Raw genomic sequence first — 16,134 nt, 5'->3', positions numbered from 1 at the left:
ACTTAATTGCTTGCGTAATGATTCAGGACACCCGTCCCAGGGCGCGTTTTACCGGGCCAAAACTGCGCCGATGGTGTTCGGTTGCGCCATGTTCAGCCAGTCTCTCCAGGTGGAAAGGTGTGGGATATCCCTTATGCTGGGCGAAACCATACTGAGGGTAAGTGAGGTCCAGCGCGGCCATTTCGGCGTCGCGTGTCACTTTGGCAATAATAGAAGCTGCGCTAATTTCTGCGACCCGGCTATCGCCTTTGACCACTGCCATTGAAGGCATGGGCAATGCCGGACAGCGGTTGCCGTCAATCAGGACATATTCAGGGGCGATTTTCAGCCCCGCTACCGCACGCTGCATCGCCAGCATCGTGGCATGCAAAATATTCAGCTCGTCTATCTCATGCGGCTCAGCGCGCCCGAGGCTCCAGGCCAGCGCTTTCTCCTGAATCTCACTAAACAGCGCCAGCCGGCGCTTTTCAGACAATTTTTTAGAGTCGTTCAGCCCGACGATCGGCCGAGCCGGATCGAGGATCACCGCAGCGGTCACCACGGCTCCCACTAACGGACCACGACCCACTTCGTCCACACCCGCCACAAGGTGGGTGTGAGGATAAACAAATTCCATCATTTTGCTAACTCCAGCACCGCATCGGCCGCTTGCTCATCAGCATGACAGCGGATCAGTTGATGCAGTTCGCGGAAGGTATCGTGCATCTGGTGGCTGGTTTTACCGTTGGCCAGCAGCGGCAGCAGCGCCTCCGCAAGCGCCTGCGGCTGGCACTCATCCTGCAGTAGCTCTTTCACCAACTCGCGCCCGGCAAGCAGGTTTGGCAGGGAGACATAATCCGTTTTCACCAGACGTTTTGCCAGCCAGAAGGTAAACGGCTTCATGCGATAACCGACCACCATCGGGCATTTCGCCAGCATACACTCCAGCGCCGCCGTGCCGGAGGCCAGCAGTGCGGCATCGCTCGCATACATTGCTTCCCGCCCCTGCCCGTCCAGAAGACGGACGTGAAGATCTGGGGCGACGTCTGCTTTGATGCGCTCAAACTGCTCGCGGCGTTTGGCATTCACCAGCGGCACGACCACTTCGAGATCGGGGTACGTCTGGCGAAGAATTTGCGCTGTCTTGAGGAAATCAGCACTCAGCATCTCCACTTCTGCGCCACGGCTGCCCGGCAGCAAGGCCAGACAGTGCACATCATGGGGGATGCCCAGCATGTCGCGCGCCGCGTTTTTATCCGGATCCAGCGGCATTGCATCCGCCATGGTATGACCGATAAAACGGCACGGAACATTAAATCTGTCGTAAAACGCTTTTTCGAAAGGCAGGAAAGCCAGCACCAGGTGGGTGGACCGTCCGATTTTGAAAACGCGTTTCTGTCGCCACGCCCAGACGGACGGACTGACGTAGTGAATGGTTTTAATGCCCTGCTTTTTCAGGTTCCCTTCGAGGGTAATATTGAAATCAGGTGCATCGATACCGACAAACACATCGGGTTTGAGTTCGGTAAAGCGGCGGGTGAGATCGGCACGAATATGCAACAAACGGCGCAGCCGTCCCAGCACCTCAACGATACCCATCACGGCCAGCTCTTCCATTTCGTACCAGGCTTCACAGCCTTCGGCCTGCATCAGCGGGCCAGCAACGCCGACAAAGCGAGCATTGGGTACACGCGCCTTAAGCGCACGGATGAGACCTGCACCAAGAATATCGCCGGAGGTTTCTCCGGCGACCAGGGCTATCGTAAGCGGACGACTGTCGACCATTAACGAATCAGACCCCTTGTTGAACGGTCAAAGAACTCCATGAACGCGTCCACTTCCGGGTGCTTTTTCGCCAGTTCGGCAATTTCCGGCTTCGCCTCTTCCAGCGTTTTACCGCTGCGGTACAGCAGTTTGTACGCGTTGCGGATGGCAGTAATCGCTTCGCGACTAAAGCCACGACGCTTGAGGCCTTCGATGTTCACGCCAAACGGCGTGGCATGGTTGCCCTGCGCAATCACATACGGTGGGACGTCCTGCGCCACACCGGAGCATCCACCGACCATCACGTGCGCACCAATGATGCAGAACTGATGGACTGCGGTCATGCCGCCAATAATGGCGAAGTCATCAACCGATACGTGTCCTGCCAGCGTGGCGTTGTTGGCAAGAATACAGCGGTCACCCACGGTACAGTCGTGCGCGATATGCGCATTCACCATAAACAGGTTATCGCTGCCCACCTTCGTCAACCCACCACCCTGTACTGTTCCACGATGAATGGTGACGCTTTCGCGAATACGGTTACGATCGCCAATTTCCAGACGGGTCGACTCACCAGCATATTTCAGATCCTGGTTAACTTCGCCGATGGAGGCGAACTGATAGATCTCATTATTGCAGCCAATGGTCGTGTGACCATTCACGACAACGTGAGATTTCAGTACTGTACCCTCACCAATTTCGACATGGGGTCCAACAATACAAAACGGGCCAATGTGAACGTTAGCACCAATGATGGCACCAGTTTCCACAATCGCGGTAGGATGAATAAAGGCGGATTTATCAATCACGTATCAGGACTCCCGGCTACGAGCACACATCATCGTCGCTTCGCAAACAACTTTGCCGTCAACCAGCGCTACGCCTTTGAAGCGAGTCAGGCCACGACGCGTTTTTTCAAAAGTGACTTCCATGATCATCTGATCACCAGGCACGACTGGGCGCTTAAAGCGCGCTTCATCAATACCCGCGAAGTAATACAGCTCACCTGGCTCCAGTTTGCCGACGCTTTTGAACGCCAGAATACCGGTAGCCTGAGCCATCGCTTCCAGAATCAACACACCCGGGAAGATAGGCTTACCAGGGAAGTGCCCCTGGAAGAACGGCTCGTTCACGGAAACATTTTTCACTGCGCGCAGAAAACGACCTTCTTCAAAATCCAGCACACGGTCTACCAGTAGAAACGGGTAGCGGTGCGGCAGAAGTTCTAAAATCTCTTCAATATGCAGAGTATGAGTGTCAGTAGTCAAAATACTCTTCCTGTCAAAATGTACTGATAACAATAATAACACGGCCTGCCGGTTTATTAGAAAGCCGACAGGCCGGGAAAAATAGCGTTCAACGGATGACGCTTAGTCTTGTTGATCGATCTTACGCTCAAGGGACTTGAGGCGCTTGCTCATATCATCAATGTTCATCACCAGAGCTGCTGTTTTACGCCATACCTTGTTGGGCTGAAGCGGAATGCCGGAGGAATAGACGCCAGGTTCAGTGATAGGACGCATTACCATGCCCATTCCCGTCACGGTCACCTTGTCGCAAATTTCCATATGGCCATTAATCACGCTCGCACCGCCAATCATGCAATAACGGCCAATTTTCAGGCTGCCCGCCATGATGACGCCACCTGCAACCGCGGTATTGTCGCCAATCACAACGTTATGCGCAATCTGGCACTGGTTATCGATGATAACACCATTGCCAATGATCGTGTCGTCAAGCGCGCCACGGTCAATGGTGGTACAGGCGCCGATCTCCACGCGATCGCCAATAATGACGCGACCAAGCTGCGGGATCTTAACCCAGTTACCGCGATCGTTAGCGTAACCAAAGCCATCAGAACCAATCACGGTGCTGGACTGGACGAGGCAGTTTTCGCCAATTTCCACGTCATGATAAACGGACACATTGGCCCACAAACGGGTCCCCGCGCCGATTTTCGTATTTTTCCCAACGAAGCAGCCTGGGCCAATGACGACGTTATCGCCCAGCACAACGCCGGATTCGATAACCGCATTCGCCCCAACGGCGACGTTGTTACCCAGCCTGGCCGTCTCATCAATCGCTGCGCTGGCAGCAATGTTCTGGGCCGGTTGCGGCGTGGTATCAAGAATTTGAGCCATGCGTGCATACGTCAGGTAGGGGTTTTTCACTACCAGCGCGCTTACAGTGGCAAATGGAAGATCGTCCTGCGTCAGAACAACAGCTGACGCCTGGCATTGAGCCAGTTGCTCACGGTACTTAGGGCTTACCATGAAGGTAATCGTGCCAGCTTTAGCAGATTGCATGGACGCAACAGCGGTGATGACGATATCGCCATCACCGTGTAATTCTGCATCCAACTGCTGAGCTAAATCAGCCAGTCGAATTGAAGGCATTACTTATTTAACCTGTTTCAGAACATCAGCAGTGATGTCTTTAACATCTTTGCTGTTGAAAGCAACGGCGTTCGCATCAACAACCAGATCGATGCTCTGATCGGCAGCCACTGCTTTAACAGCGGTCTGAATGCGAGTCACCAGCTTGCCGCGTTCTTCGTTAGAACGACGCTGACGATCCTGCTCGAAAGCCTGCGCTTTCTGGGAGAACGTCTGGCGCTGAGCCATTACGTCTTTTTCCAGCTTGCTGCGGTCGCTTGCTTTCATGGTAGAACCATCACGCTGCAGACGCTGCATTTTGGACTGAAGATCGTTTTCCATACCCTGCAGTTCGCTTGCACGGCCTTTGAATTCGTTTTCCAGAGTCGCAGAAACACCTGTTTTCTGTGCAACCTGCTGGAACAAATTACCCATGTTGACGATTGCAATTTTGTCTGCTGCCTGAGCAGAAGTTGCCATCGCTAAACCGAGACCTGCAGCTAATAACCACTTTTTCACAATTAACTCCTTACCATCCCATTGGCACCAGAAGGTACCGTTCTTTGCGTGGCAAGGCGACCGTGTTACCGATCGCCAGTTGTCAGCGCTACACTGCCAACGCATTCCTTTGCTGCGGATTATTACCAGGTTTTACCAATGTTAAACTGGAATTGCTCCGACTTATCTCCATCATATTTCTTAAACGGCTGGGCGTAAGAGAAGACCAACGGCCCCAGCGGTGACATCCATTGTAATGCGATACCGGCAGACATGCGAATATTGCTCGGATCGCTGTAGTCAGGAATGCCTTCTGCGCGCATCTGGGCCGTATTCTGCCAGTTAGTATCCCACACCGTACCGGCATCCCAGAAGAAGGACGTACGGACGGAGTTCGCGTATTTATCGCTGATAAACGGCGTTGGGGTAATGAACTCCAGGCTCGCAACGGCCATGGCGTTACCGCCCACCGCGTCATTGGAGCTACAAACCTCAGAAGACGAGGATTTATTACAGTTATCCTTATCGTTACCGCCGTAATAGACTGCTTTCGGACCAATGTTGTTGGACTGGAAGCCACGAACGGTACTGGAACCACCGGCATAGAAGTTTTCATAGAACGGCAGTTCTTTGCCGCCTAAACCATCACCATAGCCCCAGCGGGTACGACCCAGAACCACCCACTTATGATCGTCGTCGATCGGGAAGTAGGACGCAGTATCCAGCGTCACCTTATAGAACTCGTTATCGGAGCCCGGGACGGTGACTTTACCGTTCAGGTTGACGCGAGAACCTTCCGTTGGGAAGTAGCCACGGTCGAGACGGTTATAGGTCCAGCCGTAGTTGAAGGTGAAGTCATCCGCCGCGAAGCCATTATCATGGCCATCTTTGCTGGTTGACTGACCAATCGAGTCCAGATAACGCCACATCGCCACCTGCGGTTGCATATTGGACAGGTCGTTATGCACGTAACCTAAGCCCGCACGCAGGGTGTTGTATTCGTTGATCGGGAAGCCAAGCGTACCGTCCACACCGTAACTCTTGTTGGTGTACGAGGACAGATCCGCATCGTCTGCTTTAAAGTCGTTATAGAAGATACGACCGCCCAGGCTCACACCGTCAACGGTGAAGTATGGGTTCGTTACAGAGAACTCAGAGTAGGTCTGGTAGTCGTTTTTGGTACCGTTAATTCCGACAGAGTAACCCGTACCCAGCCAGTTATCCTGCTGCACGCCGACCTGGAAGCTGACGCCGCTTTCGGTACCGTAGCCCACACCGAAGTTGAAGCTACCGGTGTTACGCTCTTTCACTTTATAAACGACATCAACCTGATCCGGGCTGCCCGGTACGCGCTGGGTGTCGGTGTCCACCGTTTCAAAATAGCCCAGACGGTTCAGACGCTCTTTACCCTGATCAACGAGATCGCTACCTAACCATGCGCCTTCCATCTGACGCATTTCGCGACGCAGAACGGAGTCTTTGGAGGTGTCGTTACCGACGAAGCGGATCTTACGCACGTAGAAACGGTTACCCGCGTCAACATTCACGTGCAGCTTAACGGTTTTATCCGCGTCATTGATTTCCGGCTGAGTCTGTACGCGCGGGTAGGCATAACCATAGCGGCCGAGCAGCTTCTTAATGCTGTCTTCCATTTTGGTGACCTTGGAACCGCTATAGAGATCGCCTGGCTGAATTTTGGTCAGCGATTCGATTTCAGCAGAATGCCCCGCCAGGTTACCACTTACCTCAACACCCGAAAGCTTGTACTGATCGCCTTCAGTGATGTTGATCGTAATGTAGATGCCTTTCTTGTCCGGCGTGAGACTCACCTGAGTCGAGTCGATATTGAAACGCGCGTAACCACGATCCAGATAGTAGCTGCGCAGGGTTTCAAGGTCACCCGCCAGTTTCTGTTTCTGGTACTTACGATCGCCCACCACGTTCCACCACGGCACTTCATCGCGCAGCTGGAAGGTGGAGATCAGTTCGTCGGTGCTGAACGCGTGGTTGCCGACAATGTTGATCTGCTGGATCTTCGCAGAAACACCTTCCTGGAAGACCAGCTTCAGATCAACACGGTTACGTGGCAGCGGAGTAACAACCGCTTTCACGCTGGCGCTGTATTTACCGACGCTGTAGTAGAAGTCTTCAAGACCTTTTTCAATGTCTGAAAGGGTTGTGCGGTCCAGAGACTCCCCCACACGAACACCGGATGCTTCAAGGTTTTGCTTGAGCATGTCATCTTTCACCGACTTGTTGCCGGAGAAAGTGATACTGGCGATCGTTGGACGTTCTTTTACCTGTACCAGCAGCGTATCACCATCGCGCAGGACGCGGACATCCTCGAAGTTGCCGGTGGCAAACAGAGCACGGATGGTGTTACTGATATCATCATCATTAACCGTATCGCCGGGGCGCACAGGCATACTGAGGAGGGCCGCACCAACGGCGACACGCTGAAGGCCTTCGAAATGAATGTCTTTCACTACGAACCCGTCAGCACCGTATACGGTGGCGCTGCTAAACAGCAGCGACGCTATGAGCAACTTTTTCATCGCCATCGTTATTATGCGTTCTTCCTAACTAACTCTCTTACAACCGAGAGAAATCATTGAAAAGTGCAAGCCCCATTAACAGCACCAGCAAAATCGAGCCAATGCGATAACTAAAGTCTTGAACTCGCTCGGATACCGGTCCGCCTTTTAGCTTTTCAATCGCTAAAAACAGCAGATGACCCCCGTCTAAAACGGGAAGCGGGAACAGGTTGATTATCCCAAGGTTCACGCTAATGAGCGCGAGGAACATGAGATAGTAAATCACCCCGAATTCCGCTGACATCCCAGCCCCCTGAGCAATCGAAATTGGCCCACTGAGGTTGTTCAGTTTCACATCACCGGTTATCAATTTCCCCAACATGTTGACCGTCAGCTTCATCAGTTGCCATGTTTTATCCGTGGCTTCAAGGATGGCGCTGAACGGCCCATACTGGCGTATTGTCTTGTACTCATCTGGCAGCGGGATCACTTTTGGCACAACGCCTGCAAACCCTTCTGCCTTCTTGCCGACCGACTTCGTATCCGGGATCAGCGTCAGCGAAAGCGGACTGCCCTGCCTTTCAACTTCCAGCGCGAGAGACGTACCCGGATTATCGCGCACCAGAGTAACAAAGGTCATCCACTCTGTTAATGGTTGACCATCGACTTTAACGATCCTGTCGCCTGCTTGCAAACCCGCTTTGCTCGCCGCCGAGTTGACCTGGACTTCGGCTAATACCGGCTCGATCTGTGCGCCGCGTGGACGAATGCCCAGCGCAGCGACGGGATCCTCTTTGTCCGGCTCGAAACGCCAGTGACGTAAATCGAGCACTTTGTCCTGACGGGCGTCTGACCCAAACGGCGATACGCTGATGGTGGTCTGCGGATCGCCAATTTTAGCAACCAGCTGCAGTCGCACGGCATCCCAATCAGGGGTTTCGATACCATCAATCGCTTTAAGTTCCATCCCGGATGTAATTTGCGCACTCGCCGCGATGGAGTTGGGGGCAATTTCACCGACAACCGGACGTACGCCAGGGACGCCGATGATAAACACCAGCCAGTAAGCGAAAATCGCAAAGATGAAGTTGGCTACCGGTCCGGCAGCGATGATGGCGGCGCGTTGTCCAACGGTTTTATTGTTGAATGCGCTGTGTCGCAGCTCAGGCGCGACAGGCTCGACGCGTTCGTCGAGCATTTTGACGTAGCCGCCCAGCGGGATAAGGGCGATGACAAATTCCGTGCCGTGGCGATCGGTGCGCGTCCAGAGTGATTTACCAAAACCGATGGAAAACCGCTCTACGCGCACACCACAGCGGCGAGCAACCCAGAAATGGCCAAATTCATGCACGGTAATCAGTACACCCAGTGCAACTATGAACGCCGCCAGATTCCAGAGAATGCTCAGCATAAAACCTTCCGTTAAATCGTCCCGAATACCAGTAAAAGCAAACACGCAAACACGGGAACAGCCGCTGTCAGGCTATCAATGCGATCCAGTATACCGCCATGCCCTGGAATCAGGTGTCCACTGTCCTTAATCCCTGCTTCACGCTTGAACATACTTTCGGTTAAATCACCGAGCACGGAGGCAAGCGCAGCAAAAATCGAGCACACCAGCAGTATTGACGGTGCCACTTCAAGATTCGCCCAGACGCCGTAGCCCCAGGAGATGATCGCGGCCGTAAACAAACCGCCGATGAATCCTTGCCAGGTTTTGCCCGGAGAAACCTTCGGCGCCAGCTTATGTTTGCCAAACAGTTTACCAAACATATAGGCCCCGGAGTCAGCCCCCCAGACGAGAATCATCACATAAAGCAGCCAGATCGCACCGCTGTAGTGGTTTTCGTCGTAGTGCCAGGCGCGCAGCGCAACCATACCCCAGAAAAAAGGAATAATGGTGAGCAAACCAAAAATCAGTCGCAGCACTTTTGAATGACGCCATAACGCCGCGGAGCCGGGATAAAACAGCACCAGCAACAGCGCGGCCACCCACCAGGCCAACGATATCCACAAGGAACCGGCCACCAGCGGCTGATGAATATCATGATGATATTCAGGCAACATAAACAGCATTATGGCCAGGATAAAGCCACACAGTACCGCAAGCCATACTCGCTGCGTGCGCGAGGTAAAGCCGCTAAACTGTCCCCATTCCCACGCGGCGAGCATACACACCACCAGCGTAACAATAGCGAATCCCACCGGGGGCAGTAAAAACAGCGCCGCAATGACAATGGGTATTAATACAAAAGCGGAAATCAGGCGATACTTCAGCAAAAGCTACCCCCATCAGGCGTTATCGCCACCAGGCTCGGTGCCGCCGAAACGACGCTCTCGATTGGCAAAGGCATGCAGCGCACCTTCAAAGTCTTGTTCATCAAAATCGGGCCAAAGAACATCCGTAAAGTAAAGTTCAGCATAGGCAATTTGCCATATCAAAAAGTTACTTATGCGATGTTCCCCCCCTGTCCTAATTACCAAATCCACAGGTGCCTGTTCATTCATGCAGATTTGCTTGCTCAGCGCCTCTTCATCAATTTGGTCGGGTCTCAACAGCCCTTCCTGAACCTGTTCGGCCAGATGCCGAACGCCCTGGATAATATCCCAGCGTCCGCCGTAATTCGCCGCAATATTCAGCGTCAGTCCGGTATTATTTTCCGTCAGCGCTTCTGCTTTGCGAATCCGTTCCTGCAAACGTGAGTTAAAACGACTGGTATCGCCAATGATACGCAGGCGGACGTTGTGGCGGTGCAGGCTTTTTACTTCGCTGTCTAGCGCCCACACAAACAATTCCATCAACGCAGTCACTTCCTGCAGTGGTCGATTCCAGTTTTCACTGCTAAAAGCATAGAGCGTTAACGCATCAATGCCGTTATTGGCGGCAAAAGAAACGGCGCGGCGAACAGATTTCGCCCCAGCTTTATGCCCAAAGGCTCGTATTTTCCCTTGTCTTTTCGCCCAGCGGCCATTGCCATCCATAATGATTGCTACATGACGGCAGCCATGCGCTGGCAAGTTTTCGCTTATTGGTTGATTCGCAGACAACATAACGCGTTTTTTGTCCCTGAAAAGGATTTAACGGTACTCAGGAATACTGAAGCCGATACATAAAAAAGCCGTGTCAAACCACGGCTCACCTGACCACGTAAAGTCAAATACCTGCGATCAGGTGGCGCAGACTATATCACTGAAGCCCAACGCTAACAAATAGCACGACGACTAGTGGTTGCTTTATCACCAGCTTGCGAGACGTGTCACCTGTTGGCGCGCAATATTACGCGCAGCTGCATCCACCGCCAGCACCTCTTCCACGCTCTGTGGTTCGCGCAAATCCATCATCTCCAGTACCGCTAAATTCAACGCCGCGATATCGGTAAAACGAATTTGCTGATTCAGAAATGCTTCAACGGTAATTTCATTGGCTGCATTCAGTGCCGTTGTCGCCGCCTGCCCCTGGTCAAAGGCCGTCATCGCAAGCTTCAGACAAGGGTAACGGTCGTAGTCTGGCTCACTGAACGTCAGGGAACATAGCTTGCAGAAATCAAGCGGCTTCACACCGGACTTCACTCGATTCGGCCACGCCATGGAATGGGCAATTGGCGTACGCATATCCGGTTCGCCCAACTGCGCCAGCACGCTGCCATCCTGATAACGCACCATCGAATGAATCACCGATTGTGGGTGAATCAGTACTTCCATCTGTTTCGCTGACGCATTGAACAGCCAGCGCGCTTCAATGTATTCCAGACCTTTGTTCATCATGGTGGCAGAGTCAACGGAGATTTTACGCCCCATCGACCAGTTCGGATGACGGCACGCCTGATCCGGCGTCATGGCACGCAGTTCAGACAGTGGCGTTTCACGGAACGGGCCACCAGACCCGGTAAGCAGAATAGACACGACGCCATTCTGCTCCAGGTCAGCGTACCCCAGGTTCTGTTGAAAAGGTTGCGGTAAACTCTGAAAAATCGCGTTGTGCTCGCTGTCGACAGGCAAAAGACGCGCCCCGTGCTGCTTCACCGCCTCCATAAACAGGCGTCCGCAGGTCACCAGCGACTCTTTATTGGCCAGCAGAACGTCCTTACCGGCATCAATCGCGGCAAGCGTCGGCAATAATCCTGCCGCCCCGACGATGGCCGCCATCACCTGATCCACGTCATCCAGCGCCGCCATCTCGCAGGCCGCCTGTTGCCCACTCAGCACCTCGGTTCGGCTGTCCTTTTCAAGCAGCTGTGCTTTCAGCAGGCGCGCGCTCTCTTCGTCATCCATCACCGCATAGCGGGGCGTAAACTCCAGGCACTGCTCAACCATTCGCTGCACATTCTTACCGGCCACCAGCGCTGTCACGGTGTAAAGTTCAGGATTATGGCGAACGACGTCGAGAGTACTGCAACCGATAGAGCCGGTTGAGCCGAGGAGTGTTAAATGCTTCATTAGATGCCCGAAAAGTTAGACCAGATAAAAGCAAAACGCCGCCAGCAAGACCCTAAGTCTCTCTGAACGGCGTTTATCAGTGTACGACAGAAATCAGAACTGCATCAGTTCCGCTTCTTTATCTGCCAGCGCCGCATCAATTTTCTTGATGGCAGCGTCAGTCATTTTCTGAATGTCGTCCTGGGAACGACGATCGTCATCTTCACTGATCTCTTTTTCTTTCAGCAGCGCTTTGACTTTATCGTTCGCGTCGCGGCGAACGTTACGCACGGAGACACGACCCTGCTCAGCTTCGCCACGCACCACTTTGATCAGGTCTTTACGACGCTCTTCAGTCAGCGGTGGCAGTGGAACGCGGATGTCAGCCCCCGCAGAGCTTGGGTTCAGACCGAGGTCAGACGCCATGATCGCTTTCTCAACCGCCGGGCCCATAGAACGATCGAATACGTTGATTTTCAGCGTACGGGTATCTTCTACCGTCACGCTCGCCAGCTGACGCAGAGGGGTTGGCGTACCGTAGTACTCGACGATGATGCCATCCAGCAGGCTTGGGGAAGCACGGCCAGTACGGATTTTGCTGATTTGGGTTTTGAACGCTTCTACGCATTTTTCCATGCGTACTTCAGCATCTTTTCTGATGTCGTTAATCACGTTACGAATCCTTGAAAACTTGTCTCAGGCAGACTATCCGCCAGCACAGCGCTACAGGTGTGCTAAGTATAGTCGCGTTTAATTCATGACAACGCCAAAGGCGCGCCCGGGTAAGATACCACTACAAAATAAAGCGGAATCTTACCTGTATTTATCGTCAACGGAAATTATTCCGTGATCAAAGTGCCTTCTTTTTCGCCCATGACTACGCGACGCAGTGCGCCAGGTTTGTTCATGTTGAAGACACGGATCGGCAGTTTGTGGTCACGAGCCAGCGTGAAGGCGGCAAGATCCATCACTTTCAGCTCTTTATCCAGCACTTCGCTGTAGCTCAGCTGATCGTACATGGTTGCAGAAGGATCTTTTGCCGGGTCGGCAGTAAACACGCCATCGACTTTGGTCGCTTTCAGTACCACATCAGCTTCGATCTCGATACCGCGCAGGCAGGCAGCGGAATCGGTCGTAAAGAACGGGTTACCCGTACCGGCGGAGAGGATCACCACGCGGTTATTGCGCAGCAGGCTGATAGCTTCTGCCCAGCTGTAATTATCGCATACACCATTCAGGGGGATCGCGGACATCAGGCGGGCGTTCACATAGGCGCGATGGAGCGCATCACGCATCGCCAGGCCATTCATCACGGTTGCCAGCATACCCATGTGGTCGCCCACAACGCGGTTCATCCCCGCTTTCGCCAGACCAGCACCACGGAAAAGGTTGCCACCGCCAATGACCACGCCAACCTGGATGCCCAGTTCGACCAGTTCTTTGATTTCCTGTGCCATGCGATCAAGGATGCTTGCGTCAATACCGAAGCCTTCCGATCCCTGCAGCGCTTCGCCACTCAGCTTAAGCAGAATGCGTTTGTACACGGGTTTTGCATTGGTAGCCATGTTTCTTTCCTGAGACTGTCAACGATTAAGATGGGAGTTAATTCTGGCGACATGATATGCCGCAAATCAGTACAGCGATACTGGAGCCTGTCTGATTTCCTGTGACGGGTGACAAAAAGAAGCCGCCCTCAGGCGGCTCCTTTTCAATCATTAAGACTGCTTGGACATTGCAGCAACTTCTGCTGCGAAGTCAGTCTCAACTTTCTCGATGCCTTCGCCCACTTCGAAGCGGATGAAGCCAGTTACGTCAGCGTTGTGCTCTTTCAGCAGCTGAGCAACAGACTTGCTTGGATCCATAACGAATGGCTGGCCAGTCAGAGAAACTTCGCCGGTGAATTTCTTCATGCGGCCTTCAACCATTTTCTCTGCGATTTCTTTTGGTTTACCAGACTGCATCGCGATGTCCAGCTGAACCTGGTACTCTTTCTCTACCACTTCAGCAGACACGTCTTCTGGCTTAACGAATTCTGGCTTGCTTGCAGCGATGTGCATTGCCAGCTGTTTAACCAGCTCTTCGTCAGCGCCTTTAGCCGCAACCAGAACACCGATACGTGCACCGTGCTGGTAAGAGCCCAGAACGTCGCCTTCCAGAGAAGCAACGCGACGGATGTTGATGTTCTCACCGATTTTAGCAACCAGCGCAACACGTTCTTCTTCGAACTGTGCTTTCAGAACTTCAACGTCAGTGATTTTGCCAGCAACCGCTGCGTCCAGAACTTTGTTAGCAAATGCCTGGAAACCACCATCTTTAGCAACGAAGTCAGTCTGGCAGTTAACTTCCAGAATGATGCCGTAGGTGCCGTCGATTTTAGTGATGATCACGCCGTCAGCAGCAACGTTGCCTGCTTTTTTAGCTGCTTTGATCGCACCGGATTTACGCATGTTTTCGATTGCCAGCTCGATGTCGCCGTTCGCTTCAGTCAGCGCTTTTTTGCAATCCATCATGCCTGCGCCAGTACGCTCGCGCAGCTCTTTTACCAGGGATGCGGTAATTTCAGCCATTCTTAAATCCTCGGGAGATGTGAACTGCCCGGCCGGGGGCCAAACAGTGTAAATTGAAAAAAGGGGCCGGTAATGGGCCCCTATTCATACACGGTACTAATAAGGGGTAAAACCTTATTATTCAGCTTCTACGAAGCTTTCTTCCGCCTGAGAAGCCAGATCCTGGGAACGGCCTTCACGAACGGTAGCAGCTACAGCGCTCAGGTACAGGCTAACAGCACGGATTGCGTCGTCGTTACCCGGGATAACGAAGTCAACACCGTCCGGATCGGAGTTGGTATCAACGATAGCGAATACCGGGATACCCAGGTTGTTAGCTTCTTTGATTGCGATGTGCTCGTGGTCTGCATCGATTACGAACAGCGCGTCTGGCAGGCCGCCCATATCTTTGATACCGCCCAGGCTGTTTTCCAGCTTGTCCAGTTCACGAGTGCGCATCAGCGCTTCTTTCTTAGTCAGCTTGTCGAAAGTACCGTCCTGAGACTGGGTTTCCAGATCTTTCAGGCGCTTGATGGACTGACGAACAGTTTTCCAGTTGGTCAGCATGCCGCCCAACCAGCGATGGTTCACGAAGAACTGGTCGCAGCTGTTAGCAGCATCTTTCACAGCTTCGCTTGCAGCGCGCTTAGTACCAACGAACAGAATCTTACCTTTACGGGAAGCGATCTTGTTCAGCTCAGCCAGGGCTTCGTTGAACATTGGTACCGTTTTCTCAAGGTTGATGATGTGAACTTTGTTACGTGCGCCGAAGATGAAAGGCTTCATTTTCGGGTTCCAGTAACGGGTCTGGTGACCAAAGTGAACACCAGCCTTGAGCATGTCGCGCATGGAAACAGTTGCCATGTTTAAAACCTCTATATTGAAAGTTGGGGTTATGCCTCCACGTATCCCATATTACCGACCCCGAAGGGCACCCCGGAATATGTGCCGATACGTGTGTGTTGTTACACAAAGTGAGATTTGTCGCTCCCGTCCAGCCTGTGTATCTGAGATGGATCGGAAGTCCGGCGCGCTTTATACCACAAAACACGACCAGAAACCAACAGTTGTTGGCGGAGTGTGCTGTTAATGATTCTCAATTTGGCACGGAGCGTGCCTGACTGATACCATTGACGACACTTAGACTAGTATTGTCGAAAAAATCGACACCGATGGACAGATTACATGGCTATCTCTATTAAGACACCTGAAGAAATTGAAAAGATGCGCATCGCCGGTCGTCTGGCCGCGGAAGTGCTGGAAATGATCGAGCCGTTCGTGAAGCCGGGCGTCAGCACCGGTGAACTGGACCGCATCTGTAACGACTATATCGTGAACGAGCAGCACGCGGTTTCCGCCTGCCTCGGCTACCACGGTTTCCCGAAATCCGTCTGCATCTCTATTAATGAAGTGGTGTGTCACGGTATTCCGGACGATGAAAAACTGCTGAAAGACGGCGACATCGTTAACATCGACGTGACCGTCATTAAAGACGAGTACCACGGTGACACCTCAAAAATGTTCATCGTTGGCAAGCCGACCATTCTTGGCGAGCGTCTGTGCAAAGTTACCCAGGAAAGCCTCTACCTGGCGCTGAAAATGGTGAAACCGGGTATTCGCCTGCGCACCATCGGCGCGGCAATCCAGAAATTTGTCGAAGCAGAAGGGTTCTCCGTGGTACGCGAGTACTGCGGTCACGGCATTGGCCGCGTCTTCCACGAAGAGCCGCAGGTTCTGCACTATGATGCCGATGACGGCGGCGTGGTGCTGCAAAAAGGCATGACCTTTACCATTGAGCCAATGGTCAACGCGGGTGATTACCGCATCCGTACCATGAAAGACGGATGGACGGTGAAAACCAAAGACAGAAGCTTGTCTGCGCAGTACGAGCATACTATTGTGGTAACAGACAACGGCTGCGAAATTATGACGTTGCGCAAGGATGACACCATCCCGGCGATACTGACGCACGACGAATGATAAAAAAGCCGGCAAATGCCGGCTTTTTTAATGGCTATAGCT

General features: G+C 52.9%; 16 protein-coding genes. 1 reads left to right on the top strand and 15 read right to left on the bottom strand.

What is annotated here, in order from left to right; genetic code table 11:
* Nucleotides 1-22 precede the first annotated feature (22 nt).
* From rnhB to rpsB, 15 genes are all read right to left on the bottom strand, one after another.
* Complete coding sequence (gene rnhB, locus BFG58_RS17200) at nt 23-619, bottom strand: ribonuclease HII (protein ID WP_045907841.1); 597 nt, start codon at nt 617-619, stop codon at nt 23-25.
* Nucleotides 616-1,764 carry a lipid-A-disaccharide synthase gene (lpxB, locus tag BFG58_RS17195; protein WP_069720180.1) on the bottom strand — a complete coding sequence of 383 codons (1,149 nt, stop codon included), beginning with the start codon at nt 1,762-1,764 and terminating at the stop codon, nt 616-618. The genes rnhB and lpxB overlap by 4 nt, the downstream gene beginning before the upstream one ends.
* Nucleotides 1,764-2,552: an acyl-ACP--UDP-N-acetylglucosamine O-acyltransferase gene (lpxA, locus tag BFG58_RS17190; protein ID WP_045907839.1), complete on the bottom strand. Its 789-nt coding sequence runs from the start codon at nt 2,550-2,552 to the stop codon at nt 1,764-1,766. Before lpxA ends, lpxB begins: the two co-directional genes overlap by 1 nt.
* A gap of 3 nt (nt 2,553-2,555) precedes the next feature.
* Nucleotides 2,556-3,011: a 3-hydroxyacyl-ACP dehydratase FabZ gene (fabZ, locus tag BFG58_RS17185; protein ID WP_010426706.1), complete on the bottom strand. Its 456-nt coding sequence runs from the start codon at nt 3,009-3,011 to the stop codon at nt 2,556-2,558.
* Nucleotides 3,012-3,113: 102 nt separating this feature from the next.
* A complete protein-coding gene (gene lpxD, locus BFG58_RS17180) occupies nt 3,114-4,139 on the bottom strand; it encodes a UDP-3-O-(3-hydroxymyristoyl)glucosamine N-acyltransferase (protein ID WP_023345460.1) in 1,026 nt (341 codons plus the stop codon).
* A gap of 3 nt (nt 4,140-4,142) precedes the next feature.
* Nucleotides 4,143-4,637 (bottom strand): molecular chaperone Skp, encoded by a 495-nt coding sequence (gene skp, locus BFG58_RS17175; RefSeq protein WP_045907838.1) that lies wholly within the window; start codon nt 4,635-4,637, stop codon nt 4,143-4,145.
* A gap of 122 nt (nt 4,638-4,759) precedes the next feature.
* Complete coding sequence (gene bamA, locus BFG58_RS17170) at nt 4,760-7,177, bottom strand: outer membrane protein assembly factor BamA (protein WP_032644134.1); 2,418 nt, start codon at nt 7,175-7,177, stop codon at nt 4,760-4,762.
* Between the two features lie 31 nt (nt 7,178-7,208).
* Nucleotides 7,209-8,561 carry a sigma E protease regulator RseP gene (gene rseP / locus BFG58_RS17165; RefSeq protein ID WP_063620843.1) on the bottom strand — a complete coding sequence of 451 codons (1,353 nt, stop codon included), beginning with the start codon at nt 8,559-8,561 and terminating at the stop codon, nt 7,209-7,211.
* Between the two features lie 11 nt (nt 8,562-8,572).
* On the bottom strand, nt 8,573-9,430 hold the full coding sequence (cdsA, locus tag BFG58_RS17160) for a phosphatidate cytidylyltransferase (protein ID WP_063620841.1): 858 nt from the start codon (nt 9,428-9,430) through the stop codon (nt 8,573-8,575).
* A gap of 12 nt (nt 9,431-9,442) precedes the next feature.
* Nucleotides 9,443-10,201 carry a (2E,6E)-farnesyl-diphosphate-specific ditrans,polycis-undecaprenyl-diphosphate synthase gene (ispU, locus tag BFG58_RS17155; protein ID WP_047651476.1) on the bottom strand — a complete coding sequence of 253 codons (759 nt, stop codon included), beginning with the start codon at nt 10,199-10,201 and terminating at the stop codon, nt 9,443-9,445.
* Between the two features lie 186 nt (nt 10,202-10,387).
* Nucleotides 10,388-11,587 carry a 1-deoxy-D-xylulose-5-phosphate reductoisomerase gene (gene ispC / locus BFG58_RS17150; RefSeq protein ID WP_063620839.1) on the bottom strand — a complete coding sequence of 400 codons (1,200 nt, stop codon included), beginning with the start codon at nt 11,585-11,587 and terminating at the stop codon, nt 10,388-10,390.
* A 93-nt stretch (nt 11,588-11,680) separates the two neighbouring features.
* Complete coding sequence (gene frr / locus BFG58_RS17145; RefSeq protein ID WP_008501909.1) at nt 11,681-12,238, bottom strand: ribosome recycling factor; 558 nt, start codon at nt 12,236-12,238, stop codon at nt 11,681-11,683.
* A 167-nt stretch (nt 12,239-12,405) separates the two neighbouring features.
* Nucleotides 12,406-13,131, bottom strand: coding sequence for a UMP kinase (pyrH, locus tag BFG58_RS17140; RefSeq protein WP_008501910.1), 726 nt, complete (start codon nt 13,129-13,131; stop codon nt 12,406-12,408).
* Nucleotides 13,132-13,281: 150 nt separating this feature from the next.
* Nucleotides 13,282-14,133 carry a translation elongation factor Ts gene (gene tsf / locus BFG58_RS17135; protein ID WP_014830708.1) on the bottom strand — a complete coding sequence of 284 codons (852 nt, stop codon included), beginning with the start codon at nt 14,131-14,133 and terminating at the stop codon, nt 13,282-13,284.
* A 117-nt stretch (nt 14,134-14,250) separates the two neighbouring features.
* Nucleotides 14,251-14,976 carry a 30S ribosomal protein S2 gene (gene rpsB, locus BFG58_RS17130; protein ID WP_013095653.1) on the bottom strand — a complete coding sequence of 242 codons (726 nt, stop codon included), beginning with the start codon at nt 14,974-14,976 and terminating at the stop codon, nt 14,251-14,253.
* Between the two features lie 321 nt (nt 14,977-15,297).
* On the opposite strand from rpsB, the gene map reads away from it, so the two are divergent.
* Entirely contained in the window at nt 15,298-16,092 is a 795-nt protein-coding gene (gene map, locus BFG58_RS17125) for a type I methionyl aminopeptidase (protein WP_045907833.1), read from the top strand.
* The last annotated feature ends 42 nt before the right edge of the window (nt 16,093-16,134 follow it).

This window comes from Enterobacter sp. ku-bf2, from assembly GCF_001742765.1.
GTDB classification, from domain to species: Bacteria; Pseudomonadota; Gammaproteobacteria; order Enterobacterales; family Enterobacteriaceae; genus Enterobacter; species Enterobacter quasiroggenkampii.
Note: the sequence above shows the minus strand (reverse complement) of the source record. Positions and strands in the feature narration are given on the sequence as shown.